Source organism: Microbacterium sp. LMI12-1-1.1 (genome assembly GCF_040676455.1).
In the GTDB taxonomy this organism is placed as follows: domain Bacteria; phylum Actinomycetota; class Actinomycetes; order Actinomycetales; family Microbacteriaceae; genus Microbacterium.
The window spans coordinates 580721-598545 of record NZ_JBEGIA010000001.1; the positions used below are offsets into that span (position 1 = coordinate 580721).

Consider the following 17825-nt stretch of genomic DNA (forward strand, 5'->3'; position numbering starts at 1 on the left):
CCGAATGAGACGCCCGCCCCGGCCGATCTCACTCGGGGTGCACGAGGTTTCACCGGCGCGCGACGGCGCGGCAACGCGGTGCCGCGAGGCTCAGGGCATCCCGTTCCCGCGTTCGCCCGGAGGTTCTGCCATGACCCAGCTCGAATCGAAGGGAGTCGAGGCGTCCGCGAAGCGGACGCTGACCGGCTCGCTCGGAGTCACCGCCATCGTCTTCATGGTGGTGGCCGCCGCATCCCCCCTCACCGTGATCGGCGGCGCCGCGCCGCTCGGCATGCTCCTGGGCAACGGGATCGGCTTCCCCGCGCTCTACGCCATCAGCGCCGTCATCCTGCTGCTGTTCTCGGTGGGTCTCGCCGCGATGACCCGCCACGTGCCCAGACCGGGCGCCTTCTTCACGTACGTCGGTTACGGTCTCGGCCGCTCCACCGGCCTCGCGAGCGCGTGGATCGCGATGCTCACGTACACCACGATCCAGGTGTCGGTGTACGGGTACATCGGCTACATCCTGTCGGTGACCGTCGAGTCGATCGGTGGCCCTGCCCTGCCCTGGTGGCTGATGTCGCTCGCCACGATCGCGGTCGTCGGCGTGCTGGGCTACCGCCACATCGACCTGTCGAGCAAGGTGCTCGGCGTGCTGCTCGTCGCCGAGGTCGGGATCGTCCTGGCGATGGTGGTCGTCGTGGTCGCCAGCGGCGGGCCGGAGGGCCTGAGTCTCGCACCGTTCGAGCCTGCGAACGTCGCGAGCGGCTCCCCCGGCGTCGGACTGATGTTCGCGATCGCCGCATTCATCGGCTTCGAGGCCACCGCGATCTTCCGCGACGAGGCCAAGGACCCGAACCGGACCATCCCTCGCGCCACGTACGCCGCGGTGATCGGCATCGGCGTCTTCTACACGCTGGCCGCATGGGGGCTGGTGATGGCGTGGGGGCCGAGCAATGTCCTCGACGCCATCGCGGAGGACCCCGGGACGTTCATCATCACGACGATGGCCCGCTACCTCGGCTCGTTCGGCGAGATCGCCGTCAACATCCTGCTGATCACCGCGATGTTCGCCTGCGTCCTGTCGTTCCACAACGTCGTCACGCGCTATCAGCACTCCATGGCGAACGCCGGTGTCCTTCCGGACAAGATGGGCGCGGTGCACGCCAAGCACCTCTCGCCGCACGTGTCGTCGCTCGTGCAGACGGGCACGGCGGTCGTGCTGATCGCGGTCTTCGCGGTTCTCGGCCTCGACCCCGTGCTGCAGGTCTTCACCTGGTTCGCCGGTGTCGCGACCCTCGCCATCGCGATCCTCATGGCGCTGACGTCGGTCGCCGTGATCGTGTACTTCGTCAGGACCAAGAAGGACCGGCGCGTGTGGAACACCGTCATGGCCCCCGCCCTCGGATTCGTGGGGCTCATGCTCTCGGCCGCCCTCATCGTCGCCTACTTCCCGATCATGGTCGGCGACGTCGATGCCGACGGCAACCCGGTGTTCGCCGCCGTCAGCTGGTTCCTCCTCGGACTCGTGGTGGTCGTTCCCGTCATCGGGTACGTCCAGGCCGCTTGGATCAAGAACCGCCGCCCCGCCGCCTACGCGAAGCTCACCGACTCGATCGCCGGCTGACGCACCGCGCCGACATCCATCCCCGCACCGAAGGAGCACCATGACCATCACCGACATCGCCACCGCCTCGGGCTTCGCGGCGCCGCCCGCGTCCCGGCATCCGCTCGCCTCACTGACGCCCGCCGAGATCGAGGCGGTCCGTGCGGTCGTGCTCGGACTGGACACGACGACGGAGGCGACACGATTCGCCTACGTCGGTCTCGAAGAGGCGCCGAAGCCGGAGATCCTGGCGTGGGAGGCGGGCACCGGCCCACTCCCCGAGCGCCGGGCACGCGTGCAGCTGCTCGACATGCGATCGGCCCGATCGCTCGACCTGGTCGTCTCGCTGGCCGACGGCGAGGTGGTCTCGACCGTCGAGCTCGACGGCACCGCGGGCCAGCTCCCGATCCTCGACGCCGAGTTCGAAGAGGTGGGCGTGATCGCCAACGAGAACGCGGAGTGGGTGGCCGCTCTCGCTGCTCGCGGGCTGACGCCGGAGGACGTCGTGCTCGTGCCGCTGTCGGCAGGCAGCTACGGGTACGAGGACGAGGCCGGGCGCCGCATCCTGCGCACGTTCGCGTTCCAGCAGTTCCACGCCGCCGACCATCCGTGGGCGCATCCGGTGGACGGACTCACCGCCTACATCGACGTCGCCGCCCGCTCGGTCATCAAGGTCGTCGACAACCCGGGGTACGACATCCCCCAGACGAGCGGCAACTACGACGACCCCGCCCTGCAGGGCGCGCCCCTCGAGGGCCTCAAGCCCATCGTGATCACGCAGCCCGAAGGATCGAGCCTGAACGTCGACGGCGAGCACGTCACGTGGGGCGAGTGGGACCTCCGGATCGGCTTCGACACGCGCGAGGGCCTGATCCTGCGACAGCTCTCGTTCGCGGGACGCCCGGTGATGTACCGGGGGTCGATCAGCGAGATGGTGGTGCCCTACGCCGACCCGCAGCCGAACCGGTTCTGGCAGAACTACTTCGACACCGGCGAATACCTGTTCGGCCGGTACACCAACGAGCTCGAGCTGGGCTGCGACTGCGTGGGCGACATCACATACGTCGACGCGATCCTCGCCGACGAGCTCGGGATGCCGCGCACCGTGCGCAACGGTGTGTGCATGCACGAGGAGGACTTCGGCTCGCTCTGGAAGCACACCGATCTGTTCACCGGCGCATCGGAGGTGCGGCGGTCGCGGCGGCTGGTGATCTCGTTCTTCACCACCGTCGGCAACTACGACTACGGGTTCTTCTGGTACCTCTACCTCGACGGCACGATCGAGTGCGAGGCGAAGCTCACGGGCATCCTGTTCACCTCCGCGTACCCGGGTGTGAACGAGGACGGATCCCCCTACCCGTTCGCCTCGGAGGTCGCCCCGGGTCTCGGCGCCCCGTACCACCAGCACCTGTTCTCGGCGCGGCTCGACATGACCGTCGACGGCGTCGCCAACGTCGTGAACGAGATCGACGCCGTGCGGGTGCCGATCTCGGCCGAGAACCCGGCCGGCAACGCGTTCACCAAGAGCGTCGTGCCGATCGCGTCCGAGAAGGTCTCGGGCCGCGTCGCCGACGGCGCCCGCAACCGCGTCTGGCAGATCGCCTCCACCGAGAAGACCACCTCGATGGGTCAGCCCACCTCATACGTGCTCTTCCCCACCGAGACGCCGGTGCTCCTCGCCGACGATGCGTCGTCGATCGCCTCGCGCGCCGCGTTCGCGACGAAGAACCTGTTCGTGACGAAGTACGACCCCGCCGAGCGGTACGCGGCCGGCGACTTCGTCAACCAGCACCCGGGCGGAGGCGGTCTGCCGGCCTTCATCGCCGGGGACGAGCCCCTGATCGGCGAGGACGTCGTGCTCTGGCACACGTTCGGGCTCACCCACTTCCCCCGCAACGAGGACTGGCCGGTGATGCCCATGGACTACGCCAAGTTCACGCTGAAGCCGTACAACTTCTTCGAGCGCAACCCCACGCTGCACGTGCCGGCACCCGAGTCGGCGCACTGCGCAGCGGGCACGGGTCACGTGCACGCCGCGACGGGCGGCTACGGACCGACCCCGGGCGCCCACGCGCATGACGCCGGCGGCCACGGTCACGGCGAGCACGGGCACGCGCACGACGCGCACCACCACCACGGCTGATCCGTGACCGAACTGCTCCACGCCTGGGCCATCGCCCCGGCCGCGATCGGCGCCTGCTGTCTGGCAGCCGACCGCGGCCGGGCGCGGTGGCCCGACGCCGCGGCATCCGTCCTCATGCTGGTCGCGATGCTCGACGCCGCCCTCACCCGGCTCGTCGCCCCGGTGTACTGGGCCGCGCTCCTCATCGCCGCCGCGATGGCGCTGGCCGCCTGGCGGCGTCCGCGCGGACGGGCGGCGTCGGGCACGCACCCCCGGCCGGGCGTCGGCATGGCGGTGCACACGGGCCTCGCGCTGATCGCGATGGCCGCTCTCCAGCTGAGCATGGGGCACGATCCGGTCGCCGCGGCAGGCGCCGCGGCGCACGGGCACGGAGGCGGGGGCACGCTGCTCCTGGCCGTCCTCCTGGGCGGCGCGGTCGCGTACGCCGCCTTCTCGGCGCTCCTCCTGGCGCGGGCCCACCGGTCTCTCGACCGGGCACAGCTCGCCTGCATGGGTGTCTCGGTGCTGCTGATGGCGGCAGCGTCGGTGTAGGCGGCCGACGGCGGGCGACCGGCATCCAGCGTTCTCCCAGTGCCGCACCGCGCGCACCGTGGTTAGGATCGAGCCGTGGGCGAAGACGCCCGCACCCACCCGCCGGACCCGCCCGCTCGCAGGCGGAACAGGAGGCCTCGATGGTCGATACTGCGACGGATGCCCGGACGGGACCCGACGCCCCGGCCGGCGCGCTCACGGCGGAGGGGTTCGCCCGCATCACCGACGCGATCCTCGACGCGGTCGGCACCGTCATCGACGGCAAGCCCGACGCGGTGCGCAGCTCGCTGGTGTGCCTGCTCGCGGAGGGGCACCTCCTCATCGAGGACGTGCCCGGTGTCGGCAAGACCATGCTCGCGCGGGCGCTGGCCACATCGGTCGACGCCACGGTCCGCCGCATCCAGTTCACGCCCGACCTGCTCCCGGGCGACGTGACGGGAGTGAGCGTCTTCAACCCGGTCGAGCGCGAGTTCGAGTTCAAGCCCGGCGCCATCTTCGCGAACATCGTCATCGCCGACGAGATCAACCGCTCGTCGCCCAAGACCCAGTCGGCTCTCCTCGAGGCGATGGAGGAGCGCCAGGTCACCGTCGACGGCCGCACGCACTACGTGCCCGAGCCGTTCCTGGTGGTCGCGACGCAGAACCCGCTCGAGATGGAGGGGACGTACGCCCTTCCCGAGGCGCAGCGGGACCGCTTCATGATGCGCATCTCGATGGGCTACCCGGATGCGCGGTCCGAGGCTCTGATGCTTCGCCAGCGCGACACCGCGAATCCCCTCGACCAGCTGGCGCCGGTGGTGTCGGCCGACGAGGTGTCGGGACTCGTGGCGTGGGCCCGGGCGGTGCACGTGGCTCCCGCGATCGAGGACTACGCGGTCGCCCTCGCCCAGGCCACCCGCACTCACAGCGATCTGCGGCTGGGGGCGAGCCCCCGTGCGACCCTGCAGCTGGTGCGCGCGGCCAAGGTGTGGGCGGCTCTCGACGGACGCGCGTTCGTCATCCCCGACGACATCACCGCTCTCCTGGCGGCCGTGTTCGCGCACCGTCTGATCCCGACGCGCGCCGCGGGCGGCGCGCGGGGCACCAGCGCCGCCGACGCGATCGCGACGATCCTGGAGCGCATCGCGGCGAACGTGCGGGTGCCGATCGCCTCCCGTCAGTGAGCAGACGATGAGACGCGTGTGGCCGCTGACGGTCCGGGGAACCGGAGCGCTGGTCCTTGCGATCGCATGCTTCATCGTCGCCAACGAGGCGGGACTCGCCGAGCTGATGTACTTCGGCATCCTGCTGCTGGCCGTCGTCGCGGCGAGCGTCGCATCACTGTACGTGGGCCGTCGCACCGACGCGGTCACCCGATCGCTCGTGCCCGACGTCGCCTCCGTCGGCCGCGACGCGCGCGTGTCAGTGCGGGTCGAGGTGCGCACCGCACTGCCGACGGCGCCGGGCACCTGGCGGGACACCGTGCCGAAAGGACTCCGCGGAAAGGCGGAGGGCGCCTTCCCGGCTCTCGGCTCGGGACTGCGCGGCGGCGAGCGCGGCGGCGTCCGCAGCATCGACCTCGTGTACACCCTCATCGGTGCACGGCGAGGTGTGCATTCCATCGGCCCGCTCACGGTGCGGTCGTCCGACCCGTTCGGGCTCGCCCGGCGCACGGTCGTCTTCAACCAGCGGACACCCGTCACCGTCGCACCGGCGGTCGTCGATCTGCCACCGCTGATCGACTACGCCGGGGCCACCGGAGGGATGCTGCACACCACGACGGATCAGCTGGGCCAGGGCGCCGACAACCTGGTCGCCCGCCCCTACGCCTCAGGCGACTCGATGCGCCGCATCCACTGGCGCGCGACCGCTCATCGCGACGAGCTGATGGTGCGGCAGGAGGAGCAGGAGTCCACTCCCGAGGCGACCGTCGTGCTCGACCGTGCGGCGCTGCGCTGGTCGCCCGAGGCGCTGCGAGCACCCGGCGCCGACCCGGGCTTCGAAGCCGGCGTCTCAGCCTGCGTGTCGGCGGTCGCCCGGCTCGTGCACGACGGATACGCCGTCGAGGTCCTCGATTCCGAGGGCACCGTGCTCGTCGACCGCATCGAAGGCGGCGACATGACCGACGTGGACGCGATGCTGGTCCAGTTCGCGACCGTGACGGCCCACCGTGACGACGCCCTCCCCCGGCTGTCGCGGCTGTTCGCCGGACTGTCGACCGGGCCGATCGTGGTGATCGTCGGCCGGCTCGATCCCGCCGACGCGGTCGCGCTGGGGCCGGTCGCCCACCACAGCACGCTGCCCGTCCTCCTCACCGCGGGCCCCGTCGGCGACGCACTCGACATCGCCGCCGACCACGGCTGGCACGTCGCCTCCATCGGCCCCGACCGCGACCTCGCCATCGCGTGGGCCAACGCGATCGGCCGCGGGGTGCATCATGTCCTCGGCTGACTCGGCGCGGCCCGGCCGCGGACGCGGCGGCGAGCGGCTGCTCACGATCTCGATCCTGGCGGCGCTCCTGGCGGCGCTGCTGCCGGTGGTGCGGGTGATCGACCCCGGCTGGTGGCTCATCGGCGCGCTCCTGCTGGCGGCGATGATCCTGGCGGCGGGCTATACCGCGCGCCGGTACCGCCTCCCCGCGGTCGCGGTCACGCTCATCGAGGCGGCCGTCTGGGCCGTGTTCATGACCCTGGTGTTCCTGCGGGACACCGCGCTGCTGTGGGCGATCCCGACGCTCGACACGATCCGCGCCGTGCCGCTGCTGGTCGAATCCGCGATGGAGGAGATCACGGTCGGCGCGGCCCCGCTCGAACCCACGGTGTCGCTGGCGTTCATCGTGGTCGGGGCGATGGGGCTGCTCACGATCGTCGTCGACCACGTCGTCGTGACGGCGCGGATGCCGCTCCTCGCCTCCGTGGGAATCGTCGCGGTGTCGCTCATCCCCGCGATCGCGGCGCCGAGCGACGTCGATGTGATCGGCTTCGTGTTCCTCGCGATCACGATCCTCTTCCTCATCCGGTCCGAGACGCGCTCGCGCGAGAAGCCGCTGGAGCGCGAGGCGGAGCGCACCGCGGGCGTTCCCGCCACGGCGCTCGGCATCGGCGCGATCGCCATCGTCGTAGCGGTGGTCGCCACCCCGGTGCTGCCCCAGCCCGGTGCACGTGCGGGAACCGGCCTCGGCCCCGGGCCGGGGATCGACGCCACACTGCAGCTCGGCGACGACCTGCGCCGCCCGCAGGACGCCGAGGTGCTGCGCCTGCGGACGAACGCGCCGTCGGTGCCGTACCTGCGTGCGACGACGCTCTCCCGCTTCGAGGGCGGGGTGTGGTCGCCGGATCGTGCGCAGACCATCTCGCTCGACGCGGACAGGGCCTTCGGGGCGGTCGACGCCGACGATGACATCCGGGTGACGGACTACTCGGCGAAGGTCGACATCATCAACCTCGACTCGCCATGGGCCCCGGTGCCCTACCCGGCGATCGGCATCGACGGTCTGAGCGCCGGCTTGTGGGGCGCCGTCCCTTACAACCACACGGTCGCCTCCACGAACAGCTCGACCCAGGGACAGTCGTACGAGGTCGCCTACGCCCCCGCGCGGCCTTCGCTCGAGCAGGTGCGCGCCGCAACGGCGGTGGGAGCGCAGGTGCGCGACGAGACCACGGAGCTGCCCACCGACATCCCTCCGGTGATCGGAGAGCTCGCCCTGCAGATGACAGCGGAAGCCACCACCGACTACGACCGACTGACGGCGCTGCAGCGCTGGTTCCGCGGCGGCGAGTTCTTGTACTCGCTGGATTCTCCCGTCGAGGAGGGCTTCGACGGCAGCGGCGCCGATGCCGTGGCCCAGTTCCTCGAGGTGCGCGAGGGCTACTGCGTCCACTTCGCATCGGCGTTCGCCCTCATGGCCCGGACGCTGCACATGCCGTCGCGGATCGTCGTCGGCTATCTGCCCGGCACGCCCACGACGCAGAGCATCGACGGACAGCCCGTCTTCTCGGTGTACAGCTCGCAACTGCACGCATGGCCCGAGGTGTATTTCGAAGGCATCGGCTGGATCCCGTTCGAGCCGACGTCGGGTCTCGGCGTGCCGACGACCTTCTCGTCCGAGGCCACGCTGCCCGGCCAGCCCACCGACCCGGATGCCGCCACCCCGCAGACCGGCGCCACGCCGACGGCACCGGGCGACCAGGCTCAGATCGACCTCGAGGAGCAGCGCGAGAACGCGGCGGGCGGAGCATCGGAGAACGGCCTCGACCCGCTGCCGATCCTCGGCGTGGTCGCGGCGGTGATGGTGCTCCTCTCGCTCCCCTTCCTCATCCGCGAACTGCGTCGTCGCACGCAGGACGCGGCCGCTCGCGGCGGTGACGCCGCCGCTGCGTGGCAGTCCGTCCAGGAGGCGGCGATCGACGTCGGCATCACGGTTCCCGCCAGCGAGACCCCTCGCGCGTTCGCACGCCGGCTGGTCGAGCAGCACGGCGCACCGGCATCCGAGATGAACACGGTCGTCCTCGCCATCGAACGCGCCAGCTACTCGCGCGCCGGCAACCGTTCGCAGTGGATGGGGGATGCCGCCGCCGACGCCGCAGGTTCCGTGAGGGTCGCGCTGCTGGCGTCGGTGCCGCCGTCACGGCGGATCCTGGCGCTGCTCGCCCCGCGATCGCTCATCATCCGTCCGGGCAGCGTCTACGCGGGAAGCGCCCCGGTTCGGGCACGGTAGCCGCGCAGGGTAGGATGGTCGACGGCCCTCCGGGGCCTCCTGGAGGATTCGCCTAGTGGCCTATGGCGCACGCTTGGAAAGCGTGTTGGGTGCAAGCCCTCGGGGGTTCGAATCCCCCATCCTCCGCCACCGTTCTGCCTAGAAAACACTGGGATCGCGACCTCGCCCGATCTTGCGTGACACGCGTACTGGCACAGTTATCGTTCACTGTCTGGCCAACGCGGCCGGAAGTCCCGCTTGCACACCTCTCGTGTCCCGGCCAAATCCGGCCATGGATGAAACGTGACCGCATTTGCGCTAGCGGTCTGCTGACACGCCACGTCCCATTGAGTGACAGGTTCGCCTGTACGCCGATTTAGTCGCCACGCGCCGAGGAGCGCGCTCTTCGGCGATTCAGTTGCTCGCTTCGAAAGTGCGGCTACTCGTCGTCCTCGAGCGCCGAATCATCCCAAACGGTTTGCTGAATTCCGGCGGGTCCCTCAGCGGGCGTTGTCTGGCCAACATCCGATGCGTGATAGAGCCACCAATCTCGTCCGTCCTTCTCGAGCGTTCCCGAGAGCTTCAGCCATTGGTGGGCGGCGTGGGCCGCCACCGCGGTGTCGTACTGCTCCGGTGTTAGGCGCACACGCACACGTCGTGCCGCTGCACCCTTCATCACGTCGACGCGAACGAGACGAATCGGCGCGGCGGTCGAGTTGTCGAGGAGGCTAACCTCGCCCACGATCTCAACGGGAGTCGGTTCAGGAACCTTCGCGAACGAAGCGGCCACTCGGTCCAGAACGGGTGCCTCGACGGCGTCAAACGTAATCTCTCGAGTTGCTGTAGAGGCCTCTCCTCGCTGAACGGTAACCGCGGCGTCGCCATCTCGTGCCAGGGCGGCGAGAGACCTAATCAACTCGAACGAGACGCCCTCCGGCACGAGGTCTTCGAACATCTCCATACGAGGCGATCGCTTGTATTCCGTGAGGGCATCCCGCACCGCGGCGATGGAGTTCTCGAACACATCAACGATCGCGCGCCCCGAAACAACATCGGCCTTGCGTTGATCGACCTTGGCAGCTTCTTCGGACTTCTTTGAGACGTGGAAACGAGTGGACGCGGGCACGTGGGCAGTGACGATGAAGCTGCCGACCTCTGTCTGCCCCATGAACACCTGCTCCATGAAGGTTTTTGCCAGGTAGCGACTCGCCTTTCCCTGCACCGATCGCTTACTCCGGACTGCACGTGCTGCGGAGACAAGCGACTCTCTCGCGGCAGCGTAGATAGCTTCCCCCTCGATCCAAGGGATCAAGCCGGCGTCGACTGACGTCTGTTTCTGCCACTTGGTGGAATCAAGGTCGGCTGCGGCGGAGATCAGAAGCAGCGCTTCCAGTCGCTCGGCTTCGGCGCCATACCGGCGAAGAATGTGACGGCGCGCGCGTTCGAGCAGCACGGCATAGTCGCCCGCCTCGGGGTTGATCGGGACGATCACCTCGTCAGAATCGGTCTCTTCGGGCGTCCAGACCTCGTAGCGCCCGAGCGCCTTAGAAGCTGGCGCCCAGGAGAGACGACGCAGGAGTGCGGTTACGATCTCCGCCGCATCGGTGGCGAGCTCCAGGCTCACGGCGCACCCCCTTTGCCGATCCGGACCATCATGTCGCACAGCGCACGGTCATCGAAGCGTTGCGTGAAAGGTGCCGTGACCGTCGGCTCCGCGGCGGCACTCGACGGCATCCCCTCGAGGTTGACCCAGTACGCCGCATTGTGGACCCGCGCACGCTTGTCGGTCGCGTGTATCCAGTCATCTTGGCTGGGGGGTACCGACATTACGATCAGGATCTTCGCGATCGATGGGTTCGGGGTGCGCAAGTAGTCGTATCGGTCGCGGCTGATCTGGACGCTGAACCCGGTCGTCGTCGACGCGGTGTACGTCGACTTGAGCTGCACTTCCAACCGCGCGGACTCGACGTGGGTGTGGACGTCACTACGGTGGGTGAGCGTGAGGTCGATGCCCTCGTCGATCTCCGGTCTAGACACCACCACTCCGCTCGCGGCAGCGATGGCGCGGACCAGTCCCTCCTGATAGGCCTCCATCAGATCGGTGAATCGCTTGGGCGAGCCACGCACGATCGGCGGCAGGGGCAACGGGGCCGGCGTCCCCACAGTCGACATGTCCACATGCTAGTGGGATGCGCACAGCGCCCCGCGTTGATGTTGCGTCGGGCCGTGCCTACCACGATCGCATCCTTCTGCTCAGACGCCTGGCATCTCGCGATCTGGCGAGACGGCGGCCAGGTGATTCAGTCCAATGCGACACGCGACGAGTCCCGCGACAGTAGCTCACCCACGAGATCGGCAGCACCCCGCTGAAGAGTGCGCACGGCGTGCGAGTAGGTGTTCAGGGTGGTCTGGATGTCAGCGTGTCCGAGGCGCTCGGAAACAATCTTCGGGTGAACGCCGGCGCGTAGTAGGAGCGTCGCGTGGGTGTGCCGCAGCTCGTGCAGATGCAGAGCGTCGAGATCCGGGTGGGCCTCCCCGGCCTTGGCCATACGCTCGCGCCACTGACGGGAGAACTGCGTCGGGTTGTGTGGCCGGCCGAACCGGTTACAAAAGATCAGTTGCTCGCCCCGCGCCAGTTCTGGCGCCACTGCTCGGAGCATATCCCGCTTTGTACGCAGCGTCGACGCAAGCCGCGCGTCGATATCAACGTTTCGCACGCGGCCGCTCTTGGTCGCGTGAAAGTCGATGACCGGCTTCTTGCCGGATTCCTTCACGTACGACATAGCGCGGGCGATCGTGATGACGTTGTTCTCGAGGTCAACGTCCTTCCACCTCAGCCCGAGCAGTTCGCCACGCCGCATACCGGTGCCCAGCAGGGTGAGCCATGCGAGCCAGAGGTAGTCGCCGCTCGACTCCGACCAATCGAGGAACAGTCGGGCGTCCTCCGCCGACCAGGTCATCATCTCGGGTGGCGCGGCCTCCAGCTTGGTCGGCGGCGAGGCCCGCTTGGCGGCGTTGACCCGCACCAGCCCGTCTTCCAGCGCGTGCTGCAGGATCTGTGACACCAACACGTGGATGTGCCGGATAGTCGCCGCACCGAGGGGCTCGCCAACGTGTCCCCGGTCTCTCCTGCCGTCGCGCTCCAACTGGCGGTAGTACCGGTTCAGCTGGTCCTTCGTGATCTCGCTCAGCGGTGTGCGTCCGAGCGAGGCGGGCTCGACATGCACACGGTAGTGCTTCCGGTAGCCGGCGAGGGTGGTTGGTCGCACCCGTAGGCCGTCGAAGTACTTCGTTGAGTAGGAGTTGAGCGTCTCGCGTGTCTCCTCGACATGGACTCCCCGCCGGATATCGACCTGCAGCGCCGTCACTTCCTCACGTGCGGCGCGTTCCGTTTCGAAGCCACGGCGGAATCGGCGCACCAACTCGCCATCGGGACGGGCCACCCAGTACGCGATTCGGTAGCGCGTTTCGCCTAACGGCGTCGTGTAAGGCGAGATGGTGCCTTCGTGGTTCACGCGCCGCGCCATGCTCCCTCTCCTCAGTTGATCGATGGCCCGCTGGTCCGAGACGGGCCGACAACCGGGCCGGTTGCGTCCGCATCCGGGAGACGAATGCCAGCAGCCAAGCCGTCGATGCGGGCACGGTTCATCAATCGCGTCGCAGTACTCTGACTCACGCCGAGGCAGTCCGACACGGTCTTCAGCGGCGGCAGGTTGACTGCGACCGCAAGCCGATACGTCGCTGCCGCGTCGACCACATTCTCGGCAGCTGATCTATCCGTCCGCTCCCGCATGCGCCTAACGTACGCCGCGCCAGTCACGGGCGCCTTGGAACCGTCGGCAACTGTGGAAACTAGGAGGCCCGTCGCCTGCAGTGCGGCCTGCACGCGCACCTCTCGCAGGGTGAGGCTGGTGACTTCGTCGCCCTCTCCCGCACGTTCGACCGTCACCGACACCGCGGCGCTCCGCGCGAGCCGCGGATCGAACTCCACCCGCACACGGATGGCGCCGGGGACACCAGGCTCGTCTCGAACGATCGCCGTCCAGGAACGCGGGACGCTCACGCCGTTGCCCACCTCCACGCGCTCCGGGCTCACGTCGGCGGTCTCCAGCTTCACCATGATCGTCATCATGACAGGTCGCGAAATAGCGAGCAAGGTGCGACATGACGCATTCATGACACATATGGCTCAATCGCGTGCTACGGTGTGGGCACTCGCTGTCAAAGGTGGCTCACGAGAGGGTGGTACAGATCATGAACCGTTCGGAGAACTCGCTGGCGCTGACATACAAAGACGCCGCCGCGCTGGTTGGCGTCGAGTACCGCACGATCAAGGCCGGCGTCGAACGCGGCACGATCCCGACCGTGCAGCTGGGACCTCGCCGGATGATCCCCCGCGCCGCCCTCTTGCGCGTCTTCGGCGTCGAGTCCTGACGTCTGCGCGCGATCATCATGGTCGACGCACGGCTCCCGGCGGAGTGGTTGGGGAGCATCCGCATCGACAACCTGAGCGACCGAGCCTTCCGCGTCCTCGCCGGTGCGCTGATGTGGTGCAACGGCCAGGGTACGGACGGTGCGATCCCCGCCCGCTACACCAAGTACTTGCACCCTGACGGCGAAGACCAGAGCGCCTTCGATGAGCTCGAGGCCGCCGGCATCTGGCGCCGCGTCGAAGATGGCTACTTGCTGCCCGGCTGGTCGGAGGACCTCCGCCAGTCGACGGCCGAGGAGGTCGAGCGCTACCGGGAGGGCGCACGACGCCGCCAGAAGGCCTACCGCGATCGTCAGCGCGACGGCACACACGCCCTCGCCGACGTGCCGGACAGCGTTACGCGTGACGTGACGGCGAACGTAGGCACAGGCCAGTTAAGGACTTTGAAGAGAGCGTCTGCCTACGCGACGGGTGACGACTCGCGTGACGTCACGCATAACGCGCCCTCGCCTCACTGCGCGAAGCATCCGGGCGGCACCCGACAGCCGTGCGGTGCGTGCGCGCGCGCCAGAGCGGCGTCTGAAGCCCGTCCACGACCAGTCCCCAGCCGGGCGTGGGACTGCAACATCGATGGCCACAAACTCGTCGCCGACGGCACCTGTGCCGTCTGCACCCATCGCCCCGGGAAGACTTCGGTCGCCTAACGCGGGGGCGGCCCACCGAGCCCGAGAGTGTAGCGCTCGCGCGCGGCTCCGTGCCGGGCTTTCGCGGCGTATCCTCGCACCTCCGCTGGCGCTCCGGCGCTGCGGTACTCCACGGTCCCTGCACTCCACCGCACTCGACCGCTGAGATAGGCCGATGTCGGTGGAAGACCAGAAGTGTGGCGCTGATCAAGTGGGCTTACCCACTCCGCGACGGAGCCTCAGCTCGACCCATGCGATCGCACCCAGAGCGCGTGCAGGCGTCGGATGGCTGCGTTGGTGTGTTGCTGATCGGATCACAGCTCCCCGCACATCGTCTTGCAGCGGGGCCATGATCGCGTGTCAGTCAGCCAGCGAGTCATCTCGCTTCGCCGGTCGACAAGGAGACGTCACACGCTCAACCCGACACTGCTTCCTCGCTCGGAGCACAGGCCGACCGAACAGCAAGCCGCCCAGCGAGCTGCGATCCGAAACCGCACGGCTAACGAGCCCGCACTCGAACCAGGACCAAAACAGCAATGCACGCAGGCACTGTTCAGTGGAAGGCCGCGATGTCTTGCGATCACTGGGGTCGCCTGACAACCTGGTTACATGGCTCGCGGGCGCCGGAATTCCAAGCGGGAAGCCGCGCAAGCGCGGGAACTCGAGGCACTGGATCGCGCTGAGCGGGAACAGCGGGAGATGGAACAACGAGCCGCTCTACGCCGCCGACTGGACCGAAGATTGGGCGACCCACGGGCAGGGCTTGATCGCTTGAGCGCTCTTAGCCGGGACCTGGAGAGGCTCCACCGTGATGAGGCACGGCTGTTAGAAGAACGCGATCAACTCGTGTCCTGGCTGAGGGATCGCGGGCAGAGCTGGGTCGCCCTGAGCGCACGAACGAAGCTGAGCCGGCAGGCTCTGATGAAGCGAGCTGGCCGCAGAGAATGACCTGGCCGACTAGCGATGGGCGCGGCGGGCCTCTTCATGTGCCGCAGAACGTGCGGTGCGGTGCGGTCCCTGTCGGGGCCGGCCGCGCGAACCGCAGGTACTCACTTCCCGGGCGCTCGGTGTAAGGCTTGCGAAGCAGCTCGAGCAGCTGCTCGAACGGCGTCAAGTCACCCTCGTTCGCCGCTTGCAGCGCCTCTTCGACGATGTGATTGCGGGCGATGTAGCGAGGATTCACGACACGCATCATCGCGGCATCGGGCGCGAGCGCACGCCACCGCACCAGCCAGGTATCCAACTCGGGAACCGGCCCGAGGAATCGATCCCGCACCGCTCGGTCATCGCCCTCCACCGCCGTCGCGAGACCCCGCCAGAATCCCGTGAAGTCCACCCTGTGCTCCGCGAGCAGACTGAGCGCGTCGTGGGCGAGCGCGGCGGCGTCGGCCGCGCTGACCGCCACATCCAAGCCGAGCTTCGCGCGGAAGGCCTCCGCCCAGCGTCGCTGGTACTGCGCATCGAACCCGGCGACGATCTCCGCCGCGACCGCCTCCCCCGCTGCCGTCTCATCCGCAAGCAACGGCGACAGCGCATCGCCGAGCCGCTCCAGGTTCCACCGCATGATTGACGGCTGCCGGTCGTACGCATAGCGCCCGAACCGGTCGATCGAGCTGAAGTGCGCGCCGGGCTCATAGGCGTCGAGGAAGGCGCAGGGCCCGTAGTCGACGGTCTCGGCGGCCACGAGCACGTTGTCGGTGCTGAGCACGCCGTGCACGAAGCCGAGGCGCATCCAGTGCGCCGTGAGCCCGGCGACCTCGCCGACGATCTCCTCGAGCAGTGCCCGATACGGATGCCGCGCCTCGGCCGCCTGCGGATAGTGGCGGGCTATGACGTGGTCGGCGAGCCGGCGAAGCAGCGCCATGTCTCCCTGCGCGCGCACGTACTCGAACGAGCCGAACCGCACGTGACTGGATGCCGTTCGCGCGAGAACAGCTCCGGGCAGGGTGGAGCCGTCGAGTGCTCGGGGTCTGCCCGTGGCGACCACCGCGAGCATGCGGGTCGTGGGAACTCCCAGGGCGTGCATGGCCTCGCCCATCAGGAATTCGCGCAGCATCGGGCCCACGACCGCGTACCCGTCGACGCGCGAGAGCGGCGTCGGCCCGATGCCCTTGAGGTGCACATCGCGGAGACGACCGTGGCTGTCGCGACGTTCCCCGAGAAGCGCGGCGCGCCCGTCGCCCAGTACCGGCTTGAAGACGCCCCATTGGTGCCCGGCGTACAGCTGGGCGACGGGCGGCCGGCCGTCACGGAACGATTCGCCGGTGAGGAAGCGTAGGCCTTCGGCGGAGCCGAGGTAAGCCGGGTCGAGGTCGAGGTCGCGCGCGACCTCCTCTCCCAGCACGAGAATCCGGGGGTCGGAGGGCCGCACCGGGGTGACGGGGCGGGAAAGCTCGGGGAACGACTCGGCCCAGGTCTGCTCCAGCCCTGGCGAGCATGCGGGCAGATCGAGCGTGGCGTTCGTCGCGGCGCGGGACGCGGCATCCGTCATCATGAGGTCAGCCCCATCGCCCCCCGCGCTCCCCCGCCTCTCGGCCGTCACCGCGCGACGGTGGCGTCCGCGCCCAGCACGCGCTCCAGCGCGGGCCATTCCGTATCGAGCCACCCCTGGATGACCTCTGCGCGGCGGTCGGTCTCGGACGCCGGAAACGCGATGCCCCGCGTCGGTGTGGATGCTCCGAGTTCGACCAACAGCGGGCGCAGGCTGTGCTCGACGGCGAGCGCGTGGGTCGGCGCGCCGATCGTGAGCAGGGGAACCGCCGTCACGCCGTTCAGTTCGCCCGCGTCGAAGCGGTCCAGGAACGCCTTGAGCAGCCCCGTGTACGAAGCCTTGTAGGTCGGGCTTGCGACGACGACGAGGTCAGCCGCCGTGACCCGGCGCCGTAGGTCGTCGATCGTGTCGTCGGGGAAGCGGAAGAGCAGCGGTGCGACGTCGACGAGGTCGATCGTCTCAGTCACCTGAGCTCCGGAGCGCGCGGCGATCCGCTTGGCTACTTCCTCGGCCACCAGGCGCGTGCGAGACGAGGGCTGCGGGTTCCCGACCAGGACGACGATGCTCGACATGCCCCCATGCAAGCCGATCGCGAGGGGATCAGCACCTTCGACGACCTCATGCGCCGCCGTATGACGGCGCGTTTCCTCGTGTTTCACTCCGATCCCGCCCTGGCCGGGGAGCCGCGCCTACCGTCGTGCCATGACCGCTCTCCCCAGTGCTTCCGCGACCGATCAGCATCCCGCGACGCGTTCGATCTGCGGTGCGATCGCGCCGGCGGAGTTCCGCACGCTCTTCCGGGGGCACCCCAGCGGCGTCGCCGTCATCACCGCGACCGGCCCCGGCGGTCCGGTCGCGCTCACCGCGTCGTCCGTGTCATCGGTCAGCGCCGATCCGCCCCTGTTGGTGTTCTCGGTGTCGTCGATCTCGTCGTCGACGCCGACGATCCTCGGGGCCGACTCTGTGGTCGTGCATCTGCTGGACGCCGACGACATCGATCTCGCACGCCTGGGAGCGACGAGCGGCGTCGACCGATTCGCCGACTCCGAGTCGTGGGCACCGCTGCCCACCGGTGAGCCGGTCTTCCGCGGGGTGCGGGCGTGGGTGCGGTGCGCCGTGGTCAGTCGCATGGATGCCGGCGGCTCGACGGTCATCGCCGCACACGCGGTGCAAGCGCACATCGCCCGGGCGGAGTCCAACACCACCGGGGGCGGTGCACTGGTCTATCACAACCGCGGCTGGCACCGGCTGGGCGACCACTCCCGCGTGGGCTGACGCCCGCGCA

At 69.0% G+C, this 17825-nt stretch carries 15 protein-coding genes and 1 tRNA gene; 10 read left to right on the plus strand and 6 right to left on the minus strand.

What is annotated here, in order from left to right; all coding sequences use genetic code 11:
* Positions 1-130: 130 nt before the first annotated feature.
* From MRBLMI12_RS02865 to MRBLMI12_RS02895, 7 genes are all read left to right on the plus strand, one after another.
* Positions 131-1606: an APC family permease gene (locus MRBLMI12_RS02865; RefSeq protein WP_363353744.1), complete on the plus strand. Its 1476-nt coding sequence runs from the start codon at positions 131-133 to the stop codon at positions 1604-1606.
* A gap of 40 nt (positions 1607-1646) precedes the next feature.
* Positions 1647-3728 (plus strand): primary-amine oxidase, encoded by a 2082-nt coding sequence (locus MRBLMI12_RS02870; RefSeq protein WP_363353746.1) that lies wholly within the window; start codon positions 1647-1649, stop codon positions 3726-3728.
* A 3-nt stretch (positions 3729-3731) separates the two neighbouring features.
* Complete coding sequence (locus MRBLMI12_RS02875; RefSeq protein WP_363353748.1) at positions 3732-4259, plus strand: hypothetical protein; 528 nt, start codon at positions 3732-3734, stop codon at positions 4257-4259.
* A 140-nt stretch (positions 4260-4399) separates the two neighbouring features.
* Positions 4400-5422: an AAA family ATPase gene (locus tag MRBLMI12_RS02880; RefSeq protein WP_349428253.1), complete on the plus strand. Its 1023-nt coding sequence runs from the start codon at positions 4400-4402 to the stop codon at positions 5420-5422.
* A 7-nt stretch (positions 5423-5429) separates the two neighbouring features.
* On the plus strand, positions 5430-6689 hold the full coding sequence (locus tag MRBLMI12_RS02885; RefSeq protein WP_363353750.1) for a DUF58 domain-containing protein: 1260 nt from the start codon (positions 5430-5432) through the stop codon (positions 6687-6689).
* Positions 6676-8955 (plus strand): transglutaminase TgpA family protein, encoded by a 2280-nt coding sequence (locus tag MRBLMI12_RS02890; protein ID WP_363353752.1) that lies wholly within the window; start codon positions 6676-6678, stop codon positions 8953-8955. The genes MRBLMI12_RS02885 and MRBLMI12_RS02890 overlap by 14 nt, the downstream gene beginning before the upstream one ends.
* Positions 8956-8996: 41 nt before the next feature.
* Positions 8997-9084: transfer RNA gene (locus MRBLMI12_RS02895), tRNA-Ser, on the plus strand.
* 289 nt (positions 9085-9373) lie between these two features.
* Here the strand turns inward: MRBLMI12_RS02895 and MRBLMI12_RS02900 are convergent.
* The 4 genes from MRBLMI12_RS02900 to MRBLMI12_RS02915 all read right to left on the minus strand — a co-directional run bounded on the left by MRBLMI12_RS02900 (position 9374) and on the right by MRBLMI12_RS02915 (position 13066).
* The gene (locus MRBLMI12_RS02900) at positions 9374-10558 is read right to left on the minus strand and encodes a hypothetical protein (RefSeq protein WP_349428257.1); all 1185 of its coding nucleotides are present in this window, start codon (positions 10556-10558) and stop codon (positions 9374-9376) included.
* Positions 10555-11106 carry a DUF4365 domain-containing protein gene (locus MRBLMI12_RS02905; RefSeq protein ID WP_349428258.1) on the minus strand — a complete coding sequence of 184 codons (552 nt, stop codon included), beginning with the start codon at positions 11104-11106 and terminating at the stop codon, positions 10555-10557. The genes MRBLMI12_RS02900 and MRBLMI12_RS02905 overlap by 4 nt, the downstream gene beginning before the upstream one ends.
* Before the next feature lie 128 nt (positions 11107-11234).
* The gene (locus MRBLMI12_RS02910; protein ID WP_349428259.1) at positions 11235-12461 is read right to left on the minus strand and encodes a tyrosine-type recombinase/integrase; all 1227 of its coding nucleotides are present in this window, start codon (positions 12459-12461) and stop codon (positions 11235-11237) included.
* Positions 12462-12472: 11 nt separating this feature from the next.
* A complete protein-coding gene (locus tag MRBLMI12_RS02915) occupies positions 12473-13066 on the minus strand; it encodes a hypothetical protein (RefSeq protein ID WP_349428260.1) in 594 nt (197 codons plus the stop codon).
* A 122-nt stretch (positions 13067-13188) separates the two neighbouring features.
* Here MRBLMI12_RS02915 and MRBLMI12_RS02920 point away from each other — a divergent pair, with 122 nt between their 5' ends.
* The gene (locus MRBLMI12_RS02920; RefSeq protein WP_349428261.1) at positions 13189-13368 is read left to right on the plus strand and encodes a helix-turn-helix domain-containing protein; all 180 of its coding nucleotides are present in this window, start codon (positions 13189-13191) and stop codon (positions 13366-13368) included.
* 18 nt (positions 13369-13386) lie between these two features.
* On the plus strand, positions 13387-14070 hold the full coding sequence (locus MRBLMI12_RS02925) for a hypothetical protein (protein WP_349428262.1): 684 nt from the start codon (positions 13387-13389) through the stop codon (positions 14068-14070).
* A 961-nt stretch (positions 14071-15031) separates the two neighbouring features.
* On the opposite strand, the gene MRBLMI12_RS02930 is transcribed toward MRBLMI12_RS02925, so the two are convergent.
* Entirely contained in the window at positions 15032-16591 is a 1560-nt protein-coding gene (locus MRBLMI12_RS02930; protein WP_349428263.1) for a protein adenylyltransferase SelO, read from the minus strand.
* Positions 16588-17112: an NADPH-dependent FMN reductase gene (locus MRBLMI12_RS02935; protein WP_349428264.1), complete on the minus strand. Its 525-nt coding sequence runs from the start codon at positions 17110-17112 to the stop codon at positions 16588-16590. The genes MRBLMI12_RS02930 and MRBLMI12_RS02935 overlap by 4 nt, the downstream gene beginning before the upstream one ends.
* Positions 17113-17242: 130 nt before the next feature.
* Here MRBLMI12_RS02935 and MRBLMI12_RS02940 point away from each other — a divergent pair, with 130 nt between their 5' ends.
* Positions 17243-17815 carry a flavin reductase family protein gene (locus MRBLMI12_RS02940; RefSeq protein WP_349428265.1) on the plus strand — a complete coding sequence of 191 codons (573 nt, stop codon included), beginning with the start codon at positions 17243-17245 and terminating at the stop codon, positions 17813-17815.
* The last annotated feature ends 10 nt before the right edge of the window (positions 17816-17825 follow it).

Coding starts and splice junctions, on each gene's coding strand:
- MRBLMI12_RS02890 (WP_363353752.1), top strand. CDS start 6,676: ATGTCCTCGGCTGACTCGGCGCGGCCCGGCCGCGGACGCGGCGGCGAG.
- MRBLMI12_RS02880 (WP_349428253.1), top strand. CDS start 4,400: ATGGTCGATACTGCGACGGATGCCCGGACGGGACCCGACGCCCCGGCC.
- MRBLMI12_RS02925 (WP_349428262.1), top strand. CDS start 13,387: ATGGTCGACGCACGGCTCCCGGCGGAGTGGTTGGGGAGCATCCGCATC.
- MRBLMI12_RS02870 (WP_363353746.1), top strand. CDS start 1,647: ATGACCATCACCGACATCGCCACCGCCTCGGGCTTCGCGGCGCCGCCC.
- MRBLMI12_RS02865 (WP_363353744.1), top strand. CDS start 131: ATGACCCAGCTCGAATCGAAGGGAGTCGAGGCGTCCGCGAAGCGGACG.
- MRBLMI12_RS02915 (WP_349428260.1), bottom strand. CDS start 13,066: ATGATGACGATCATGGTGAAGCTGGAGACCGCCGACGTGAGCCCGGAG.
- MRBLMI12_RS02885 (WP_363353750.1), top strand. CDS start 5,430: ATGAGACGCGTGTGGCCGCTGACGGTCCGGGGAACCGGAGCGCTGGTC.
- MRBLMI12_RS02920 (WP_349428261.1), top strand. CDS start 13,189: ATGAACCGTTCGGAGAACTCGCTGGCGCTGACATACAAAGACGCCGCC.
- MRBLMI12_RS02935 (WP_349428264.1), bottom strand. CDS start 17,112: ATGTCGAGCATCGTCGTCCTGGTCGGGAACCCGCAGCCCTCGTCTCGC.
- MRBLMI12_RS02905 (WP_349428258.1), bottom strand. CDS start 11,106: ATGTCGACTGTGGGGACGCCGGCCCCGTTGCCCCTGCCGCCGATCGTG.
- MRBLMI12_RS02910 (WP_349428259.1), bottom strand. CDS start 12,461: ATGGCGCGGCGCGTGAACCACGAAGGCACCATCTCGCCTTACACGACG.
- MRBLMI12_RS02940 (WP_349428265.1), top strand. CDS start 17,243: ATGACCGCTCTCCCCAGTGCTTCCGCGACCGATCAGCATCCCGCGACG.